This window comes from Photobacterium sp. Alg240-V54 (genome assembly GCF_900537155.1).
GTDB lineage: Bacteria > Pseudomonadota > Gammaproteobacteria > Enterobacterales > Vibrionaceae > Photobacterium.
Genome location: NZ_UNRL01000001.1, coordinates 292,733 through 314,257, shown reverse-complemented (window position 1 = coordinate 314,257; position 21,525 = coordinate 292,733). Strand labels below are relative to the sequence as shown.

At 37.6% G+C, this 21,525-nt stretch carries 20 protein-coding genes and 1 tRNA gene; 11 read left to right on the top strand and 10 right to left on the bottom strand.

Going from position 1 to position 21,525, the window contains the following annotated elements:
* Positions 1-3 precede the first annotated feature (3 nt).
* A complete protein-coding gene (norV, locus tag G6R09_RS01540; protein ID WP_163920188.1) occupies positions 4-1,518 on the bottom strand; it encodes an anaerobic nitric oxide reductase flavorubredoxin in 1,515 nt (504 codons plus the stop codon).
* A 223-nt stretch (positions 1,519-1,741) separates the two neighbouring features.
* A complete protein-coding gene (locus tag G6R09_RS01535) occupies positions 1,742-2,074 on the bottom strand; it encodes a hypothetical protein (RefSeq protein WP_065167288.1) in 333 nt (110 codons plus the stop codon).
* Between the two features lie 235 nt (positions 2,075-2,309).
* Here G6R09_RS01535 and G6R09_RS01530 point away from each other — a divergent pair.
* Together G6R09_RS01530 and G6R09_RS01525 are read left to right on the top strand one after the other, a co-directional pair.
* Positions 2,310-2,400, top strand: a tRNA-Ser gene (locus tag G6R09_RS01530).
* A 199-nt stretch (positions 2,401-2,599) separates the two neighbouring features.
* Positions 2,600-3,607, top strand: a complete 1,008-nt coding sequence (locus G6R09_RS01525; protein ID WP_163920186.1) for a transposase — start codon at positions 2,600-2,602, stop codon at positions 3,605-3,607.
* Between the two features lie 16 nt (positions 3,608-3,623).
* Here G6R09_RS01525 and G6R09_RS01520 read toward each other — a convergent pair whose 3' ends face one another.
* Complete coding sequence (locus tag G6R09_RS01520) at positions 3,624-4,004, bottom strand: hypothetical protein (protein WP_163920184.1); 381 nt, start codon at positions 4,002-4,004, stop codon at positions 3,624-3,626.
* Between the two features lie 688 nt (positions 4,005-4,692).
* Between G6R09_RS01520 and G6R09_RS01515 the strand changes: the two genes are divergently transcribed.
* Positions 4,693-5,121, top strand: coding sequence for a hypothetical protein (locus G6R09_RS01515; RefSeq protein ID WP_163920182.1), 429 nt, complete (start codon positions 4,693-4,695; stop codon positions 5,119-5,121).
* A gap of 152 nt (positions 5,122-5,273) precedes the next feature.
* On the opposite strand, the gene G6R09_RS01510 is transcribed toward G6R09_RS01515, so the two are convergent.
* The 3 genes from G6R09_RS01510 to G6R09_RS01500 form a co-directional block, all read right to left on the bottom strand.
* A complete protein-coding gene (locus G6R09_RS01510) occupies positions 5,274-5,579 on the bottom strand; it encodes a hypothetical protein (RefSeq protein ID WP_065167285.1) in 306 nt (101 codons plus the stop codon).
* Positions 5,580-5,762: 183 nt separating this feature from the next.
* Positions 5,763-5,951, bottom strand: a complete 189-nt coding sequence (locus G6R09_RS01505; RefSeq protein ID WP_065167284.1) for a hypothetical protein — start codon at positions 5,949-5,951, stop codon at positions 5,763-5,765.
* A gap of 242 nt (positions 5,952-6,193) precedes the next feature.
* Positions 6,194-6,487, bottom strand: coding sequence for a hypothetical protein (locus G6R09_RS01500; RefSeq protein ID WP_065167283.1), 294 nt, complete (start codon positions 6,485-6,487; stop codon positions 6,194-6,196).
* Positions 6,488-6,855: 368 nt separating this feature from the next.
* On the opposite strand from G6R09_RS01500, the gene G6R09_RS01495 reads away from it, so the two are divergent.
* Positions 6,856-10,164 carry an Ig-like domain-containing protein gene (locus tag G6R09_RS01495; protein ID WP_163920180.1) on the top strand — a complete coding sequence of 1,103 codons (3,309 nt, stop codon included), beginning with the start codon at positions 6,856-6,858 and terminating at the stop codon, positions 10,162-10,164.
* Between the two features lie 86 nt (positions 10,165-10,250).
* Here the strand turns inward: G6R09_RS01495 and corA are convergent, their stop codons facing one another.
* Positions 10,251-11,201 (bottom strand): magnesium/cobalt transporter CorA, encoded by a 951-nt coding sequence (corA, locus tag G6R09_RS01490; protein ID WP_065167281.1) that lies wholly within the window; start codon positions 11,199-11,201, stop codon positions 10,251-10,253.
* A gap of 829 nt (positions 11,202-12,030) precedes the next feature.
* Here corA and G6R09_RS01485 point away from each other — a divergent pair.
* Positions 12,031-12,405, top strand: coding sequence for a hypothetical protein (locus tag G6R09_RS01485; RefSeq protein WP_065167280.1), 375 nt, complete (start codon positions 12,031-12,033; stop codon positions 12,403-12,405).
* 384 nt (positions 12,406-12,789) lie between these two features.
* A complete protein-coding gene (locus tag G6R09_RS01480; RefSeq protein ID WP_163920178.1) occupies positions 12,790-14,169 on the top strand; it encodes a D-alanyl-D-alanine carboxypeptidase family protein in 1,380 nt (459 codons plus the stop codon).
* 145 nt (positions 14,170-14,314) lie between these two features.
* Here G6R09_RS01480 and G6R09_RS01475 read toward each other — a convergent pair whose 3' ends face one another.
* The 3 genes from G6R09_RS01475 to G6R09_RS01465 all read right to left on the bottom strand — a co-directional run bounded on the left by G6R09_RS01475 (position 14,315) and on the right by G6R09_RS01465 (position 17,630).
* Positions 14,315-14,854, bottom strand: a complete 540-nt coding sequence (locus G6R09_RS01475) for a dihydrofolate reductase family protein (protein WP_163920177.1) — start codon at positions 14,852-14,854, stop codon at positions 14,315-14,317.
* A 587-nt stretch (positions 14,855-15,441) separates the two neighbouring features.
* The gene (locus G6R09_RS01470; RefSeq protein WP_163920175.1) at positions 15,442-16,419 is read right to left on the bottom strand and encodes a hypothetical protein; all 978 of its coding nucleotides are present in this window, start codon (positions 16,417-16,419) and stop codon (positions 15,442-15,444) included.
* Between the two features lie 65 nt (positions 16,420-16,484).
* Positions 16,485-17,630 (bottom strand): hypothetical protein, encoded by a 1,146-nt coding sequence (locus G6R09_RS01465; protein ID WP_163920173.1) that lies wholly within the window; start codon positions 17,628-17,630, stop codon positions 16,485-16,487.
* Between the two features lie 248 nt (positions 17,631-17,878).
* On the opposite strand from G6R09_RS01465, the gene tnpA reads away from it, so the two are divergent.
* From tnpA to G6R09_RS01435, 5 genes are all read left to right on the top strand, one after another.
* Complete coding sequence (gene tnpA, locus G6R09_RS01460) at positions 17,879-18,157, top strand: IS200/IS605 family transposase (RefSeq protein WP_163920171.1); 279 nt, start codon at positions 17,879-17,881, stop codon at positions 18,155-18,157.
* A gap of 490 nt (positions 18,158-18,647) precedes the next feature.
* Complete coding sequence (locus G6R09_RS01455; RefSeq protein WP_205522968.1) at positions 18,648-18,839, top strand: hypothetical protein; 192 nt, start codon at positions 18,648-18,650, stop codon at positions 18,837-18,839.
* A 282-nt stretch (positions 18,840-19,121) separates the two neighbouring features.
* A complete protein-coding gene (locus G6R09_RS01450) occupies positions 19,122-19,682 on the top strand; it encodes a hypothetical protein (protein ID WP_240345683.1) in 561 nt (186 codons plus the stop codon).
* A gap of 124 nt (positions 19,683-19,806) precedes the next feature.
* On the top strand, positions 19,807-20,172 hold the full coding sequence (locus G6R09_RS01445; protein ID WP_163920169.1) for a hypothetical protein: 366 nt from the start codon (positions 19,807-19,809) through the stop codon (positions 20,170-20,172).
* Between the two features lie 877 nt (positions 20,173-21,049).
* Positions 21,050-21,343, top strand: a complete 294-nt coding sequence (locus G6R09_RS01435) for a hypothetical protein (protein WP_163920166.1) — start codon at positions 21,050-21,052, stop codon at positions 21,341-21,343.
* Positions 21,344-21,525 lie beyond the last annotated feature (182 nt).

Below are 21,525 nucleotides of genomic sequence, written 5' to 3'. Positions count from 1 at the left end.
ATTTTAGTTTATAGGTTCAAATACTTCTTTACCGATACCACATTCAGGGCAGAGAAAACTGTCAGGAACATCTTGCCATAATGTACCTGGATCAACATCTTGATCGGGTTCACCCAATGCAGGATCGTAGATCCACTGACAAATAGTACATAACATTTTTTGGCTTGCGGTTGCTTGTGTGCAACATTCGGTATTTACAGTAGGTTCTTGTTCAACAACGGATGTTGGTTCGATTATTTCTGGTGTATCAATTGCAACTTGTATGGTTGATGCTGATGTTATTTGGGTTGTGAAAGGTGTGTAATGATCATATGGGCGTTCAGTTTGAGCCCATTCTTTGGCTATTTTTTTACCGTGTTCACGACATTGTTGTAATGCTTTTCCATCTGGACGCCATTTCGTTTTAAGACCAACGGTAGTGAAAAAACCAGCATCAGTTAAACGAGCGTGAATACGATCGACAGCACCACCATTCCAGCCATAGCTACCAAATGCACCAGCTTTTTTATTTTTAAAACGTAAGCCAGTAATTTCTTCAAGTAAACCCGCGACTTTAGGCATCATGACATTATTCATGGTTGATGAGCCAACAAGTACCCCTTTTGAGCGGAACATATTAGCTAGAATTTCATTCTTATCGTGACGAGCTACATTGAAGATCCGCACAATAACGTCATCATCAACTTCAGTGATCCCTTGTGCAATAGCATCAGCCATCATACGAGTATTATTAGACATAGAATCATAGAAAATCGTGATGCGGTTTTCTTGATACTGATTAGCCCATTCAAGGTATTTTTCAATAATCTGAGTAGGGTTATCGCGCCAAATAACACCATGTGATGTTGCGACCATATCAACGGGTAAATTGAAGCCTAAAACTTCATGAATTTTATTGGTTACTAAAGGGCTAAATGGCGTCAAAATATTTGAGTAATAACGTAGGCATTGATCGAGCAGTTCGTTTTGATCGACTTCGTCGTTAAATAGGCGTTCATCGCAATAATGTTGACCAAAAGCATCATTACTAAACAGGACTGCATCTTCAGTCATGTATGTCATCATGCTATCAGGCCAGTGCAACATAGGCGTTTCAACAAACACTAATGCCTTACCATTACCAATATCAAGCGTGTTACCTGTTTTTACGGTGTTAAAGTTCCATTCCGGATGATGGTGGTGACCGACAATTGAATCAATAGCATTTTCTGTACAATAGATAGGTGTATTAGGAATACGATTCATCAATTCAGTTAATGCACCTGCGTGATCCTCTTCGGCATGATTAATAACGATATAATCAATGTCGTTAAGATTAATTTCCTGTTCTAAATTTTGAAGAAAAGCCAAAGTAAATTTATGATCAACAGTATCGATCAATACATTTTTACCTTCACGAATTAAATAACTGTTATAGCTAGTACCACGGGTTGTTTTATATTCTGTGCCATGAAAATCACGAACTTCCCAATCACGCTGCCCAACCCAAGTAATATTATTCTTAACATGAATAGCCATTTTAAAATTCCTTAATAACATAAGATGTATTTTTTATGCATGTTATTCCTTGGAGGGGTGCTTCGTCAATGCAAAAGATTCATTTGATATGCATGTTAATGTTTGTTTCATTATTATCAATAACTTAAAATTGATAATAATAAATGAACCGCCAATAGTTTGATGGTTCATTATAAAGTTTAATGGTAGGATTTTTAATTTGGTTAAATATTGAGCATTATTTTTAGTTAAGGCTAAAAACCAAACCAATAATAGTGATCAGACTTACAGCGTTGAGCACGGAATATAAAATTGTTTTAGGCATGCTAAATGAAAGGTTATTGAAATCACGTTTAGAACCAATAACAGTAACCAATAACGGTAAGGCTACTAATAATCCAAAAATCCAGCGAATATTATTGGTAATGGCGTAACCGATTTGAGTTTCAGCAACGATAAAACCTAAAATAGATAAAATGAGGGTGGTGAGTGAAATTGCAAAAGTTCGATTATAAGCATCCATTAATTGAGCAAAAGCTTGGTATTCTTCGTCCGTAAAATCTGATTTGTTTGCCATGTGTTTTTCAATCTAATAGGTTAACTGTTGAGATTATAACGGATCATTACTGATATAACGAAAATAAAGATTCTGGCTACAGCATAGCAATGAGTACGTTTATTGTTCTCTAATATGTCACCTTTGTTATTTAATTGTATTTTTGAGTAAAATAACCACTAAAGTGCTTTAAAATTAAGCTGTTAATTCATTTTTGGTTTACATATATATGCTGCAGCAGTATGATATTTGTCATGGAGAGATGGCTGAGTGGTTGAAAGCACCGGTCTTGAAAACCGGCATACGTTTATAGCGTATCTAGGGTTCAAATCCCTATCTCTCCGCCACACATTGAAAAGCCGCTGATTGATCAGCGGCTTTTTCGTATCTGCAGTACAGTAAATCTTCTTAATCTCTAATCAAAGCTTTATAAACGCGAATCTAACCAATTAGCTGTTATTTCTAAAAAAACAATGGACAGCCATATCCTTGCACATCAACCATGAGTGACTACACTTAAGCTTCAAGTTGCTTATGGTGAAACCAATGACAATCTCAAGACGCAAATTGATCGAGCCGCAAATCACACCTTTTTATCATGTCATTAATCGCTGCGTACGTCGTGCGTATTTATGTGGTGACGATCCATATAACGGCAAGAACTATCACCATCGTCGAGGTTGGATAGTAAATAAAATCAAACAATTAGCAGCTGTTTTTTGTATTGATATTTGCGCTTATGCGGTGATGAGCAACCATTACCATTTGGTGCTAAAAATAGATACTGAACAGCAGAAAAAGTTAACACCTAAAGCGGTAATATCGCGCTGGTTGCAGTTATTTAATGGTCATCCTATTGCGCTTGATTTCTTAAAAGAAGGACAAGTAGGCACAGATAAACAGCAAGCGTTATCAAATTTAGTCACGGAATGGCAGCAAAGATTAGGCAGTATTAGCTGGTTTATGCGCTGCCTTAATGAGGAAATAGCACGAAAAGCCAATAAAGAAGACCAATGTAAAGGCGCGTTTTGGGAAGGGCGATTTAAGTCTCAAGCACTATTAGATGAACAATCGCTACTGTCATGCATGATGTATGTTGATTTAAATCCTATTCGAGCTGGCGTTACACCGTCATTAGAACGGTCAGATTTCACCTCGATTCAGCAGCGCATTCGTGAATATCAGCAACTTAAAACCTCTACTAAACAACCACCATCAAATAGAGGTCACTTTCAATTATTACCCTTTGTGGGTGCTGAACATCAGGCTAAAACGGCAGGAATAAACTTTGCCTTTGCCGATTATCTTGAACTTATAGACTGGACTGGCCGCTGTATTCGCAATGATAAAAAAGGCTTTATATCATCTAGCCAGCCTAAAATTTTACAACAATTGGGAATAACACCAGACGCTTGGCTTGAACATAGCGAGCAGTTTATGGAGCGGTATGCCAATGTAAGTGGTAAATGGTCCAGAATGTGTGCTTTCAAACAACATGCAGGTGGACACTGGTGCAAAGGAAAGTTGGCTAGTCATCAGTTGCATCCTAACTAGAGATAGATTCTTCGTATTAGATGGAAATACCACAATAACCGTTAGGATTGTGGGTGTTACCGATCGTAAAATATACGAATAGGGTTGATTTTACGAAGAATTTCAATAATGAGCTATAAAACTTAAATTTGAGGGGGTATGAGTAGTGGAATGGCTTGTCTTTTGGGGAAATTTTATCTAAAAAGATATGGCTGTCCATTATTCTTGCTGAAGTACTAATTTTAACCACATCATCTTCGTTATTTTTAGTTTTAATGATGTCGTTAACTTGTGCTTTTTCTGAGATGAAAGGTACAGAACTATCAAGGATTTCTGATGGGGGAATTTGTATCCATTCACCTTCAGCTGTTATTTTCCAGATAACGCCTTCAACAACGATATACATGAGTGGCTTCATCCGTGGGCCCTATGGTTATTATTATGGAAAAGTATGGTGAAATACCATAAGTCCATCTTAGATGGTCAATAATTATAGTGAACATTAAACTTATAAAAAATGTTATTTTCGTTGTTTTTTTGTGATCTTTTTTGCAAGTTTTGTGATAAATGTAGGTTAAATAACAGTCTTTTATTATTAAATGCCTGATAGTTATCTTTTATAGTGCTGTCATAAAATGACATTAAGTATATTAATTAGTCGCAGAGAGTGAGATTTAATATTGTTAAGTGAGCGTAATGGTATTAAAGAAATATCAATACGCTATAGGTATAAATTTTAATACCTAAAGTAGACAAGGTGAGCTCCTAATAAAATTATTATCCGGCTAGCAGAAACAAAGGACAGCCACACCCTTGCACATTAACCATGCACAACCACACTTAAGCTTCAAGTTGCTTATGGTTCAACCAATGACAATCTCAAGACGTAAATTGATCGAGCCTCAAATCACGCCTTTTTATCATGTGATTAATCGTTGTGTACGGCGAGCATATTTGTATGGTGACGATCCATATATTTGGTAATTTAAAAAGATATGTCTGTCCACTATTCCTCTTCTCTGACAATTCTTGTTCTTTTCAAACAGATGAAATAATTCGTTATGTATGTGAAGATAATGATTATTTTTTTGTGGAATATAGCAATTATGACGTTTGAACAGTGGGCTGTTATTGCCGATCTTTATACTCCAATTATTGTGATTGTGTGCATTATTTGTATGCTGCTGGCGGGACGACAGCACGGGCTCAAAGATGGTTTATTACAGTTGGGGGGAGTGGTACTGTCGGCTGTTTTTATCTATGCAATTATGTTTATCGATAATGTAATTGGTATTTGGCCTGCTTTTGATTTGGATTACAGCACCCACACCGCAATTGGTTTAGTTTTTATCGGATATTTTATGGTGTATAGACCCAAATTAAGCGTATTAATGATCCTCTCGATGGTGGGATATGCGGCTTTAATGATGCATCAAAAGTACCATACGCTTGCTGACATTATTACCACCACAATTTGTGTTATGCCGATAATATTGTTATGCCAATACAAATTAGCAGCTATTGCAAAACGTTAGCTTTTCTTGGTTATGAGAGCGTAATTAAGTAATGTGAGTCCGATAATAAAACACCAAAATTGAAAAGTAGGTAATACAGTAGCAACCGATCCTACTAGTAGACCTGAACCTAGGCTTATTGCTATTTTTTGTTGTATCGTCATTTTAATCCCTTAGTCGTTACTATTATCTAATGAATTTGGATTATATTTTTCATTATGGAGGCGGTATTTACGCTCTTTCCATTGCCAGTGAAGGATACTTAATAATGGTAAAACAGTAACGAGAGCGATAAAACTGATTATTATTTCTCGAACTAATACGTCATTAAAACCGTTATCAGTCATGAGGAAGGCACCGATAAATTTCCCGATTATTACACCTAAAAAAGCAGGAAGGCTATTGCTCACAATAAACCGCAACAGACCTTTTTTACGCTGTTGTCGCCATTTAGATATTTCTAGATCATTATCTGACATCAATGTTACCCCAACAGGCAAAGATGGCTAATTATATGTTTGAAAGCGGTGATATGTTACTTAGCGATACGAAGGTAAAATGTTGCTCGCAAAAGGGGTATGTAAAGGGGTGGGTTTGCATGGCAACATGTGAAATAAATCGTATTCAATCTAGATTGTTAACTAAATAATCACTGAGGAAAACTAGCCTAAATCAGTTAGGATTTCTATTTCATTAAAGTGAAGGCTAATCACATCGTTAAAATGCGTATGCTCTGTAATAAAAGGTAAACTAATATCGATCACTTCGTGTGGAGTTACTGCTAGCCACTGGCCATTTTCGGTAACTTTCCAAACAGTATCTTCTAATTTGATATATATTTTTGGCTGCATCCTTTGCCTTATGTTATAAAATAGTGAACACGAGTAATAAGTTGCCTTATGTTAGCGGACATAAATTAATCTTCAATTGATATTTATAATAATTAATATTTTTAATGATGATCTTGCTTGTAAGACATGATAAATGTGCATGAAGATTATACATATCATGATGTTAAGAAGGGGGGAAGATAAATAAAAAGCTAACAGCCGTAATTGTTAGCTTTTTATTGGATAAGCGTTAAAAGATAGAATTAATCATCAAAATCAACAATCAGTTCATCTTCTAAATAATCAATTAAACACCCTAATGCTAGCGCTGAAACAATATAGGTCGTTATGTCACCAACTTCAGGCGTTGATTGGTGTAATACATCGAGTACGCTATGCTCAGGGTTATAAGCCACATTAAATTCTTTAGCTATCATGCAGCTGTCGTTATATTCATCGACAGATAATTCAATTTGACCATTGTATTCACCAATATCTGTATCAAAATTATCAACCAATATTTCGATCATGGTTTCATAGTAATGTTGGTAATCCATTGATTCTAACCTATTCTTTTTTAAAGATATGCTATCTAGTACGTTAGCATTTATGGCGCTATGTTACCTTATTTCTGCGTGACAAAAAGCCTTAATCTAAAATATTAATTTTTTCATGATACAAGCGTCTATGCCCATTGTTGTTACAGGGCTTTACACATTCTAATCAACTGTTACATATATCTATTGGTATAATTAATACAAGTCATAATAATATATTATATTGAGTGGTATCGTATTGATTAATAACACTTCATTGGTGAAACAAACGCTAAATATAAGTTGGTTGTACGGAATACAACTATCAATACTTATGAGGATGAGAGTGTTAGCTTCGTTGAAATGAGTGGACATACTTAGGAAGTAAAGTGAAAAAAATAAATAAAATAACAGCGGCTATATTCAGTGTAATACTGAGCAGCAATGTATACGCTTCTGACACCAACGTTATTTCTTTTGTTCCGGGAGAAACAAAAGTTCAAAATGGCACTATGGTGTCTTTTAATGGTGAGTGTTACATAGCTAAAAATAGCCCTGGTGTTTGGGACTCGCCAAGTATCAATTCATGGTTTTGGGACACTGCTGAGTGTTCAGGTGAACCAGAGCCTGAGCCAAATCCAGAGCCTGGCACTATTATTCCGTTTATTCCGGGTACAACCCAAGTTAATAATGGCGATGTTGTGTCATATGATGGCCAATGTTTTATCGCTAAAAATAGCCCAAGTATATGGGAAACACCAACAACCGATTCATGGTTTTGGTCATTAACAGAGTGTACTGACGAGCCATCACCTGAGCCAGAAGAAACCGAACTATCGATTCTTGCTCCAATTGCAGGCCAAGTATTAAAAGCTAACGAAGCGGTTGTCATTAAGGCACGTATTGATGGTGAATTAGCATCAAAAGTTGAGTTTTGGATTAATAATACCAAGCTGGCTGAAAAAGCAATTGATCAAACTACTGAGCTTTACTCGCAAACTTGGACACCAACAGAAGCGGGCAGTGCGGCAATTAATCTCTTTGTGTTTGATAAAAATAACCAAAAAATTGAACAACAATCTGTTGCTGTAAACGTTGAAGCTGAAGGTAACGACGATTTTAGCGCGCCAGTTGTCGCATTTGTTACTCCAACTAACGGTTCAATCATTGAAGAAACGGGCACTGTTTCTATTTCTATTAATGCCTCTGATGTTGATAATGATTTGACCAAAGTAGTTGTTAACGCAAATAACCAACAAATTTGTACCTTTGATGCTGCAACAACAACGGTATTTGCATGTGATTGGCAACCTACGCAAACAGGTAATGTTACTCTAAATGCTATTGCAACTGATGCCCAAGCACTTTCTTCTAATGCTAGTTTAACTATCACTATTAAAGAAGAAACCGTTGAGCCGCCAGTAACGCCACCGGGGGGATTGTGTGAAGAATTTAATGTTTACCCTGACTGGACGCGTGGTGATCATGCAACGGGTGGCGACATTATGGTTCATGACAACATTGCATATTCTGCGGTTTACTGGACCCAAAGCATACCGGGTAGCGACGCTTCATGGGCATTGCACTTAAATTGTGATGGTTCAGAACCAGGTACTGCGCCAGTACTTTCATTGCCAAACCCAATGGATCCTGTACGTTTAGAAGTGGCGGGTTGGCCTAATACGTTTGTAGTTGCAAGCCCATCAACAACAGCGCCTGAGACTCTGACTATTGCGACAGCGAACAGTGCTGATCTTACCGATGTTAATAAGCTAACTGCGGCATTTGTTGCTGTTATTGAACAAGCGAATAAAGCTAATACAGCATCAGTGATTATTAGTAGCGATGTGCTTGATAATGCAACGAAAGATAAAAACCTATTAACAACAACTGTTGCTGTTAAAGAAGCGTTAATTAAGGCTGTTGATGGCACTGGCAGTAAAATCGATGTGGATGCGATCAACGCACTAAGCAATGATCTAAAGGGTTGGACACAAGCACATAACTTGATTGTATCAACTGTTGCGCCGCAAGCGCCATTTGGTTGGTCATTATCGATTGGTGAGTTTGCATTTGATACCCATTCTGGCCGTCAGTCGGTGTGGAATGCAGCATCTAATTACAGTGCAGATTTAATAGATAAGCTTGCACTTTATACAGCAGATAGCGCAACCAAAGCTGATTTTGTGGTCTTTACTAAGTCAAGTGCAACGGCTGCCCTGTCAAATGACCAATGGCATAATGCGCTAGAATACGTTAAGCAAGTCACTGATTTTGTAAAAACACCTGCGATGTTAGCCAATATGCCGACAGATCAAGCTGCTAATTACTTTATGGGTAATGCAACCTCAGAGCAGAAAATTCGCAAAGCAGCTTACAGTAATATTTTTGCTATTTTGTTTGATAAAAACAGCGCTAATTTAACCGCGCAAATTGAATCTTACCAAACAGCTAAAGTGCCGCTGTACTATGTTGGCAAAGAGCTAGAAAAAGGCTCACTAACACGCATAGAAGCATTGAACCAACAGCTGACCAATGCGGCTGATGTAATGGATAATGAAGCCTTCCTTTACGAAACGCCACAGTCACAATGGATCCCATCTACCGTTTATAAGTGGAATGATTTCCTTGATGGCTTAAATGCAATGCACAATATTGGTGTTGCAGGTAATAAGTTTTGGCTATTGAGTGATGACGCTGATGATGCAACTAACATTGTCTACGCTAAAGTTGCCATTGCTGCATTCTTAGCCCAAAGCATGCAAGAGACGATTCGCTATAACGCTTGTGATGAGAATAACTGGTCTGAAGTAAAATACGGTGCACCTGCAGACTACCCAATGACAGCAAGTTGTGGTCAGTTAGGTCAGAAATATGCAGATTACGGTGTGAATCCTGATTCAGGCTTAGATTACGCTTACTCTTGTCCTCGTGATAACAAGATGGAAGTGAGTGCATTAACGCATGCTAAATGGTACGGTGCGCCAGCGCCAGTATTTGCCGCACCAGATGCAGTACTTGAAGAGCGTGGCCTATTGGTTAATGGTGCGGTTGGTCGTTGGACAAACAATGGTCACTGTAATGATGTACCAGAAAATGTCGATACTTCTAAGCAGGTGTGGGAACGTGATATTTGTAAGACTTATGTTGGTCAACAAGCGGGTACGTTTATTTGGGATGGTAGCAGCCAGGAAAGTGTTGAAGGTTGTGGCTGGTGGGGACGCGGTGTAATTCAAACGACAGGCCGTCAGAACTTCGGTACCCTTAACCATTACTTAGGCCGTTCCCATGTTGATCCTGCGACAATTGGTAAAACCATTGATGGTGTTACCGTTGAAGCACCACCAGCAAACCCACTGTATGCTGATCTTGATTTCTGTTCAAATCCGGGTCTAATTTGTAGCTCTGAAGAGAACAAAGAAATTAAGTGGATTGCAGGTTTGTTTTACTGGGTAACATCAGTGCAGGCATATTCTGATGAAGGTGGACAATATGCAGATTGGAATTACTACAACGAACTGAAAAAGTACGTTGATAGTGGCCTAAAAGGAACTGAGTTTATTGATGATGTGTCAGGTATTGTAAACCGTGGTTGTCCAGATTCTGTATGTTCAACTGGCGAAGTGCATAATGCCAAAGAGCGTCAAGCTAACTTTAAGTTAGTGTTAGAAAAACTTGGCCTGAAGCCACAATTATAACGGTTAATAAATAACAAAGAACCCTGCTGTTGAAGTAGGGTTCTTTTTTTTGTAAATAATGTGCGATAGCAATGATTAGTTGTAGCTTATAGCCATCCCTTACGTTTAAAGAATAAGTAAGGTGCAAACCCCGCCAGTACCATTAAACCTAACGCATAAGGATAACCCAGTTCCCAGTGCAACTCAGGCATAAACTTAAAGTTCATACCGTAACTTGATGCAACCAATGTTGGTGGTAGGAATACGACAGATACCACTGAAAATATTTTAATAATGCGGTTTTGCTCAATATTAATAAAGCCCATGGCAGCATCCATCAGGAAGTTCACCTTTTGGAATAAAGACTCATTGTGAGGTAGCAAAGAATCAATATCGCGTAATACTTCACGTGCTTGTTCTAATTCACTCTCAGGTAAACGGGCCTTGCGAACCAAGAAGCTTAATGCGCGTTGAGTATCCATTAAACATAAACGAATTTTCCAGCCAGCATCTTCTTGCTCAGCTAGGTTTGATAAGGCTTTATCAAAATTTTCACCAGGCTTACCACGTAAAATAGTTTTGCCAATAGACTCTAATTCGCTATAAATATCTTCAATTACATCAGCAAGTTGCTCTATTTTAGTTTCAAATAAATCTAACAGTAGCTCGTAAGCATTACCTTGTTGCAGCCGTTGAGTACGTGCCCGCATGCGATAAAGTCGAAATGCTGGTAATTCACGTTCACGTAACGTAAATAGACGTCCATCACGAATAGTAAAAGCAACGGTAGCATTACTTACATAATCTTCCATATCTTCGGAATAAAAGAAGGAGTGAATATGTAAGCCATCTTCATCTTCAAAAAAACGCGCACTTGCTTCAATATCTTCAAGTTCAGGGCGTGTTGCAAGGCCTTGTCCTAACTCTTGCTGTACGCGCTCTCGTTCTTCTTGATTGGGGTCGATGAGATCAACCCATAGTGCTGATGAGATAGAGTCTTGAGCGTCTAAATCTAAACGTTGTAAACGTAAATCGTTTAATGTGAATGCGTTCAGCATGTCTTATATCTCCACTAATGGCGATGATATAAAGAACACTTAAAAACACCAAGTGAGGCTGATAATACAGCGTCTACCAATGAAAACTGGAATACTAAGATTTAAGCAAAAGCAACGAAAATAAGGAATAGTGCATGCTGACAGTTAAACATTGTCAACTCGCACTTAAAAGCGCTGGAGGACAGATTAACGTGGAAAAATCTCATTCCAGTATCGACTGGGTGTGTTCAAAGCGGTGTCCTCTCAAATAAAGGTGTGCGCATGTTACGTCTGACTCTAAAAGGGTTCAAGTTACGCTATTGCAACATTAGATTTTCCTTTAAGTATATTAAGTCAATCACTTATTCATGCGTCATTAAGCATTATTAACATTATTGTAAACACCTGTTAGCTAATTATAATAAGAGTTTATTTTTTTGCGTTATCAAATATGAGTTGATATTTTTTATATCAACATCACAAATTTGTTGTAACTCACAGTATAGAGCAGACAATTTAACCATTTTGTAAACTGAACCCCCCAATAACCCCTGTTGGTATTCGTAAATTGTAGTAGTTTGGTTTATCAATCAGTCTGTAAATGGAAAACTGAAAGACATCACGACACACTACAATGGGGAATATTTGGTATTGGTTTGTATTTTATGAATGTGAATAAAAGCAACCTTAAGTGACGCTGTAACTAATATTGTGAGGTGACGCTTTAAGTAAATCATCTTGTTTGCTGTTAATTATTCAGGTTAATCGTGTTTTCAATAGTTATTGCAGTAGTATTTTGCCAGAAAACGCTCATAATCTTGGCTTACAATATTTAAAGAAGAAATCACCTATGACTAATTTTCAATACTACTTTCATCAACTTCCTTGTTTTAACTGTAATAAAACCACAGTAAGTACTGATCTTGGTTGGTTAACAGCTACGATGAAAGAAGATGTAGTCGCACAAATAGCGGCGATCATTGCGCAGGGCAATGTTAATTCAGAGCTTGTGGTGAACGTGACTTGTACTAAAGATGAAGTCCGTGATTACTTATTGTTAAATTTCTATGGTTACTCAGAAGAAACACTTGCTGATCAAGTAAAAGCAGAAGATGAGCAAGAAGTCGCACAAGAAATCGCTGAATTATTTGAAGATGGTAGCGATGTTGCTGTTTTTGAACACGAAATTGAATTGCAAAGCTGCACTGATTGCAATATTGGTTAAATAAATATCATTAAACCTACACATGTGCGTAATACGTAACATGAGGTGCGATTTATTTAAGGCGTTAGCATACTAGAATGTGCTAACGCTTTTTTGTTTTCAGGCAATCTATTTAAGTAAAGATATGGCTGTCCCATGTTTTTCCTCCCTGCAGCATAAACATCATAACCGTTCAGGTTTCCATAATGGATCTACTGGTAAGATAGAAATACGACCTTGTAACCAAAGTCATTGTAACGCTGATCAAGAACGGAAAAGCACTCACCATTTTTGTGGTGTGATAGATAAACTCTGTAGGGCATTAATTACTCAGTGAAGTTAGTATCCTATCCAGTCGCTTTTTTATATCGCACTTTTAGTAAATAACTGTAAATAAAAACTCTTATGACAATAATCAAACAGCTTTCTTTAGCAGCAACCATCGCTGCATTATTTACCTCCAGTACAGTATTTGCTACACCTAGCAATGATGCAACGAACACTATGCCTAATAGTGATTACTTTGCGGCAACGCAATACAAAGAAGCTCAAGCACCACTCAATAGCTTCGGCGCTATCGATGTAAAAACCAGTATTCCAGAAAATATACAAGTGCCTTCTGCACCCGTAGAAGCTGGTGGTAATAATGGGATCCCAGAAACCTTGATGCAAAAATGGACTCAGGCAGGAGTATTTTCGCCTCAAGTTGCAGCACGCGCTTTCATTTTAATGGATGCTAACACCGGACAGATTATTGCCGCTAACGATGCCAATATGCGTATGGCACCAGCTAGTACCACCAAGTTAATGCTAATGTACATTGTTGAGCAAAAATTGGCCGCCGGTGTAATTTCACTAGACTCAAAAGTGCAAGTGCCAGAAGTCGCATGGCGCACTGGTGGTTCAAGAATGTTCTTAAAGCCTGGCTCTTTTGTTTCTGTGAAAGATCTTATCTCAGGTATGCTTGTTGAATCGGGCAATGATGCCGCTGTTACTTTGGCAAATTACATCGCGGGTTCTCAATCTTCATTTGTTGCGATGATGAACGCGACTGCTGTTAAGCTCGGTATGCACAATACCCACTTCACAACTGTCATGGGCTTGCCTGCGCCAGCACATTTCTCAACCGCTTATGATCTTGGACTGCTCGGACAGCACATCATGAACGACTACCCTCAATACTTTCATTTTTTCAGTCAAAAGTATTTTGAATACAATCATATCCGTCAACCCAATTTCAATCGCTTATTGTTCACTTACCAATATGCGACAGGCATGAAAACAGGTAGTACAGAAGCTGCGGGATACTCACTAGTAAGCTCTGCTGAAATCCCAAATAATCCAATGAAGTTGGTTGGCGTTGTTCTAGGTACAAAATCGTTGAATGATGTTGCCGCTCAAAGTAAGGCATTATTCAATTACGGCTTTCACTTCTTTAAGCAAGACACTTTATATGCGGCAAATAGTAAACTTTCGGAACAAAAGGTTTGGGGAGGGCAGCAAAATACGGTCTCTTTAGGTCTTGAGAAGCCATTAACCATGGTCCTTCCTTCCAGTGTTGATGAGAAAGGTCTGGTAGCTAAGCTTCAAATTGAACGTGATATCAAAGCACCGGTTGATAAGGGTGAGAAATTAGGTGAAATTACCGTAACCTATAAAGATAAAGTTATTCAAACCGAGCCACTTGTCGCGCTCAACGGCGTTCAACAAGGCGGCTGGTTCACTCGAACTTGGGCAAGTATCTCACTGTATTTCCATAACTTGCTAGCATCTTACGGTCTGTAAACGTTAAACAATCGTAACAGCCATCTTACAAATAAAGCCAATACTCTTAGTCGAAAGTGAATAAGGTACTGGCTTTATTTCGTCATTTTCTACAGTCAATGCTCGTGAGGCGATAGGGGATCTATCATCCACGCATTGTAGAGTATTAAGATAATCTTTCTCGTACGTAAGTGGTTTGAACAAGGTTTTCTAAGATCACTTTGTTGCTCGTCACTTTAAAGTTTAATGGTTGTTGTAGATCACCAAATAAAGCCGTACCGCCGCCGAGAAGGATAGGCAAACGAGTGATAACCATTTCATCGATAAGATCTTCATTTAGAAAATGTTGAATTGTTATGCCACCATCAATATATAATTCATTAAAGCCTTGAGAATTTAGTGTGGTGATAATATTTTTTAATTCACCGTGAACAAGCGTTACTTTGTCTTCATAGCCTTTAGGTACCTGAGTCAGGGTATTACTTAATACAAAGACAGGTTTAGTGTAAGGCCAATCGCAATCAAAACTTACCACCATCTCAAAAGTATTACGGCCCATCACTAAGCCATCAATGCGCGCCATTAGGGGCAGAAATCCAGTATCGATATTGTGTGGGTTTGGTACTGCATGGAGCCAGTCTAACTTCCCTTGTTTATCGGCGATAAAACCGTCTAAACTGGTTGCAATAAATACGATGTTTGCCATAAGCGCCTGATTTTATTGGTGGTAATAATAAAAAGTATATTAACATATAACGTATTGATTGTTGTTCAGTTTTGTAGAAAAAAGAATGGACACCCATAACTTTTTATCTCGCTGCAGCCATTATCAACAACACATGCTCGAGTCCAAACTTCGTTATTCCTTCCAACAATGCCCGCGTCCTAATTTCGTCATTCCCTACAGTGAATGTCCGCGAGGGCGATAGGGAATCTACCATCCACGCGTTGTAAAGCTACTTTTTCGTTGGTGTTTTTAATGCTTAAACTCGTGCTGCATAGATCACGGATAGTCCTCTGAATAATTATGGCTGTCCCATGTTTTCCTAATTCCGTCATTCCCTACAGTGAATGCCCGCGAGGGCGATAGGGAATCTACCATCCACGCGTTGTAGAGCTATTATTTCGTTGGTGTCTTTAATGCTCAAACTCGCGTTGAATAGATCACGGATAGACCTCTGAATAATTATGGCTGTCCCATGTTTTATAGGCAATGACACAGATTTTGGCACAGGATCGTCTTTAGATACAAAAAAACCCTATGTCACGTAACATAGGGTTTGTTTTTACTTATTAGTCAACCCATTCATTAGAATGTGTTTCTAACACCTGAAATAGACTGTTTTTTGTTTTATCACTTAGCAGGTCAGAAAAATCATAGGGTGTGTCTTGAACAAATTCAACACTATTACCAAAACTTGTTTCTAATACGTATTCAGCAGTTAAGTTAATTGTTTTTAAACCCATATTGAAACTGTTATTTCTTAGATTTGCCTCTGTATGAAATATTGCTATTGAATCACTTAATTCTAAAAATTTCTCAATCTTTGCGCTTGTAACTAATTGCGCATTAACATCTGAAGGATCGCCGTTAATATAACCGTTACTAGATTTAACTTTTGCAGAAACTATGCTGCCTTCGTCATGTTCTAGATCATAAGTACCTGCAACGGCAATTTTACCTGTCAACGGAAAAATTTGAGTACCATCGGAAAAATCACCACCATACCATAGTTGAAAATAAGGGCGTTCTTCTTCGTCAAATTTACAGCTTAACTCCCAATTATCGAAGCACATTTCTTTTACAAAATTCAAATCAAAGCCGATAATGTTAGCAAATTTTGCTATAGGACTTGGATCAAGCGGTAACAAAGGGCTAGTAAAACCATCATCTTCTAGGCATGAACCATCATCACAGGGTGCTGTGTCACCTGTCACAGCTTCTGAAGGGTTTGTGAAACCATCATCAAGATTAATACACTCTTTATCTGTTGAATCTTCATCGCATACCGTTGTTGGGGGGGCTGGTTCTAGCGGTAACACTGGCTTAACTGGTAACAATGGATTGGTAAAACCATCATCAAGATCGCTGCATTCTTCATCTGTTGAGTTTTCATCACATACCACTGTTGGTGGTAATGGATCTAAAGGTAATACAGGCTTTTCTATTTCAGGTTTTGGATTTTCAATACTTGGTTTATCATCATCACCGCCACCACCACAGCCAGTAAGTACCAAGCCAACAACCACAGCCAATAATGTTTTTTTCATTTTTTTAATGCCATAATTTTTATTTAATTTTTTACTTGAAAATGGTCATGTAACTTTTGTGCTAATTAATATGTAATATTTAAACTAAAATCAGTGCTGTGATATTTTTCGTTTCGTGTTGTCGTTACACGGATTTTATTTTGATTATCCATTTTATAACAGCCAATACTTGTATTCGGTATCAAGCTTGATGCACCCACGTTATTTGAACACTGTAATTGTAAGTGTCTAACAGCTTTATTTTTTGGTAAAAATGATTCCGGGATAGTAACTTCAAAAATACCCGCTGAAATCTTTTCAACAAACAATTGGCTTAGTTTAATGTCAGAACCTTTATTTACGCTAACAGATCCAATTGTACCTTTAGATTGAACACGTACATTAAGATCATGTGATGTACGTACATACGTTAGTTCTTCAGGTGGTGTAGGTGGTATTTGTGTTAGCACGTCTACAAATTCAATACCCGCGTCAAAATCAATACCTTTTACATACCCAGTCACAAGACCACTACCATGATCTTTAAACCCCATCCAACTATATGCATTGGTTATATCAGTACCGTGATCTAGTATTTCAGCCACATACTTAGGGTAAGTATTCTCCCTCAATTCAAGATATAGATCTGATAGGTATTCATCTAGATCATCATAATAATTATCAGGATCGTTTAACGCGTCCTTAATTTCCTGTATTTTCCTGTCTAGGATTGCATAAGGTGTTTCTTCACAAATTAAAGCACCATCAGAATCTATTGTTGAAAATGACATAACAGCTGGCGTATAGTCGTCATAACTATAACCTTTTTTATTTTGAACTTTATATTTAATGTACTTATTGTTATCGTTTTTTATAGCCTCAGTTTTAAATGGCTCAACATAACCATTATCACTAATACTAGATTCAAAATAACCAGTACCGGAACAATCTGTACTTTTATAATATGTTTTATTTGTGAAAATACCTACTTGTCTATCTGGATAACCATCATGATACAGTTCACCATTATCATACATGAACCCGTTCCAATCATCCCTGAATAATCTTGCATATCTATCATATCCATTTATTAGTTCATCCGATGTAGCAGGGGTATAACCAATGAAGTTACCGTGGGCATCTTGATAGTAATTAGCTTGGGTAGATTCAGCTGCATAACTAGAAGTTGCGGTTAATAAACCAACCGCTACAGATAGTAATGTTTTTTTCATTGTTTCATGCCTTAACTTATATTTATTGTTACTTGAAAACAGTAACTAAAAACACGGTCTAATCGACCTAATGGCGCGAATAATATAGTGTTAGATAACTTTAATAAACGCGGTCTAATAAGAAAATGACAAAAGAATTAAGAAAAGATAGAAATGTTGCACACCTGTTAAGTGCAAACATTGTTTTCATTACTAAGTATAAAGGTGATGTATTTAACTGCGGTGCAATCAATAAGATTTAAGAATTAATGAAAAAAATATGTGTCGAAAATGACATTTCTTTAAAACAGTTTATAGGTGGTTCTGATTATGTTCACTTGGTTATTGATTACCCGCCTAAAACAACCTTAAGTAAATTAGTCAATACATTGAAAGGTACAACTTCACGCGAATTAAAACGCTACCACCCGGAACTAAACCAAGATTTAGCAAAAGGCAATGCCCTGTGGAGTCCTAGTTATTTTATTGGTTCTACCACTGGTACTGATTTATCAAAATTCCTGGAGTTACAAGGCATAAACCAATAACAGCTCATGGTAATGAGACCCTGTAAATTAAAAGAATGGACACCCATAACTTTTTCTCTCGCTGCAGCCATTATCAACAACACATGCTCGAGTCTAAACCTCGTTATTCCTTCCAATAATGGCCGCGCCCTAATTTCGTCATTCCCTACAGTGAATGCCCGCGAGGGCGATAGGGAATCTACCATCCACGCGTTGTAGAGTTATTTTTTAGCTGGTGTTTTTAATGCTCAAAGACGCGTTGAATAGATCACGGATAGCCATAACTTCTTCATTTTCAAAAATGCAACCAACGTCATGATACTTATAGTTTAAATAGACTATTATCGAAAAAATAAGGGACATCAATAATTTCGCCTAGATATTGCCATTCCTAATAAAGAATGATACTGAGGACGATAGGAATCAACTTACACGTGTTGATTTTTTAAAGTAAAGATTTGGCTGTCCTGTGTTTTTTTGGCACCTTGAACGCCATAGCTATGAGGATGGTATGTTGCTTGAAGATGTTGACCTAATTGGTTTTAACTTATTTGCAGGTCAATTCCCTCGTAATAGTAAACACAAGAAGTCGCACTTTTTCTCAAATCAAGAATTTTTGAGTCAATGGCTGCAGTGGGCACAGGAAAGCCAGACGATTGATATGAGTAATGTCATTAAGTTGAACGACTTCAAAAAGAGATAGAAAAAAACACATCACAGGACACCCATAATTTTTTATCTCGCCGTTGTCATTCTCAACAACACATGCTTGTGTCCAAATGCCGTCATTCCCTACAGTGAATGCCCGCGAGGGCGATAGGGAATCTACCATCCGCGCGTTGTAGAGTTATTTTTTCGTTGGTTTCTTAATCGTCAATCGCGTTTTAAACTTTTTATGCATCTTGTGTGTTATGTCAGAGAAAAAATTGCAAAAAAAACCTAAGATATTTTTAATCTTAAGTTTAATATTGCGGGTAAAGTAACTGTGGTTAAAAACGAAATTTTGATTATTGAATCAAGAAATGCACAAGATATTTACGATGACAGATATGAAGGTGCAACTCTCAAAGAGGTTTTGAAACTACAAGGAATATCAGCAAGGCACTTTGAAGTCGTTAACAAAGCGTACTTTGAAAAAGCCATCAAATATGCAGCAAATGAGAACATAAAATATGTACATTTTAGCGGGCATGGCTCAGATAAAGGGATTGAGTTAACAAATGGATTTATTACTTGGAAAGAGCTTGACCTAATTGCATGGCCTCACTTGAAAGATACTTGCTTATGTTTTTCGAGTTGTGATGTTGCTAGAGGCGTTGAAGAAATATTTGAATATCACAAGTCATTTTGTAACGCGGTGATTGCTCCAACGAGAGAAATATCGTGGGGAGAAGGCTTGGTAGCATTTAGCGCTTTGTATCATAGAGCCTTATCATGCTCTACGAGTTCAAGTCAGGATGTAAGAGTCCTAAATCATATTGTTGGTGCGGGTACATTCAGTTTTATTGCTTCTACTTTTAGATCAACCACCTATTCAGTAGGTTAATGAATAATTACTAGGTGGCTTGTTGTAGGTTTGGCTCTCGCTGTGAATAACTACATCAGTGTAGTCTTTATTTACATTTATGCTGCCCTGTTTCTCTTTGAAAAGCCGACACGATGGACTCAATATGAATACAACCAACTTTCCTGAATTACCAATCAAGCTCGCCGATTCAATTGTCGTGCTTTATTTACTTTTAGATGCGCAGAAAGAATATTCAGACTCTCTAGGTGAACAAAACTCGATTCTTGAACTGCAGTTATATCTGCAAAATGTATGTCACTTTACAAGAACAGTGTACTCGTCATCTATAACAATAAAAAAGAAACCGATATTAGAGCAGTTGATCAGGAAGTTTTTTTCATTAAATAGACAGTTGAATAAGATAGCTAAGCACTATAAATGGTCACAAAATACAGATGTCCAAATAATGAAACAGATGGACCTCATTATGAAAGTATTAGCGGGAGAGAATGATCGTTTGAATAACTAAGCTTCTCCATCATCGACATATCTGATAATTAACATTATTACATGTTGGGGGGGGGGATAAAAACTATAAATATCAAAAAATTATATTTTAACGGTATCAAAGAAGTACATGAGACAGTAGACGTAGATTCAATCTTGAAGGAATTTTATTGTAAATATAGGACACTCGTAAATTTTCCTTTAGTAAATAGACAAGAATTAACGCTATTGTCAGGACTGGTTATCGTCGTTCCCTACAGTGAATGCCCGCGAGGGCGATAGGGAATCTACCACCCGCGCGTTGTTGAGTTATTGTTTTCGTTGCTTCTCTAATGCTCAAACTTGTGCTGAATAGATCACGGTTAGTTCTCATGAAATTTATGGCTGTCCCATGTTGCCTTCACACCATGTTGCCTTATAGGTGTGGGGGTGGTGGTATCTTAAATGATTACTCGCTATTTATATGTGGTGACGGACGATATTCTTCAGCATCTGAAAGTGATAGAGCTTATATAAAAGATTGGCTTGAGATAAATGCTTGTACTAATTCTATAATCATTGGTGATCTTGTCGATGCTTATTATGGCGTTTAATAAGTTCAAGCATTCAGGTGAATAAGGTTACATCGATTATTCTCAATAAGACATGCCCGCGTCCTAATTTCGTCATTCCCTACAGTGAATGCCCGTGAGGGCGATAGGGAATCTACCATCCACGCGTTGTAGAGTTATTTTTTAGCTGGTGTTTTTAATGCTCAAACACGAACAGAATAGATCACGGATAGGTCTCTGAATAATTATGGCTGTCCCATGTTTTACTAAATGAGATCGAGATACGATTAACTATACTCCCTTGGTTGTATATTAATAGCTTCTGCCAATAGTCTTATGAGGTAACCAATGGCTAGCCAAACATACGAAGTCGCACATATTAGAGAGCAAGGTCAAGATATGATCATCGTACCTGTGTCTTCTCGAGTTCAATCAATGTCCAGCCAACAGCAAAATGAATTAAATCAATCGCTTCAGTATTATGCCAATGATGCAGGTTTATCTGGAGAGGTGTGCTTGGTATGGGAATACGGAAATCGTTTTTACTTTCTAGCCCCACGACCTTGGCATCCGTTCTTCAAAAGTATGGATATGCGCTTTGTAGCCTCAAATATAAATAGGAAGCTTACTTGTATGAGTTAGTATCTGGATTATAACAATAAGGATATGTGTTGCGGAGTCGACACTTATCCGAAGTGTTGGACACGACCAAGTGACCTTGTATTAGTAATATCTTATGAGAATGAATAGGTTACCGTACAATTGTTTTAAGCTTTGATCGTGATAAAAAAATCGATAAAAAAATGGACACCCATAACTTTCTA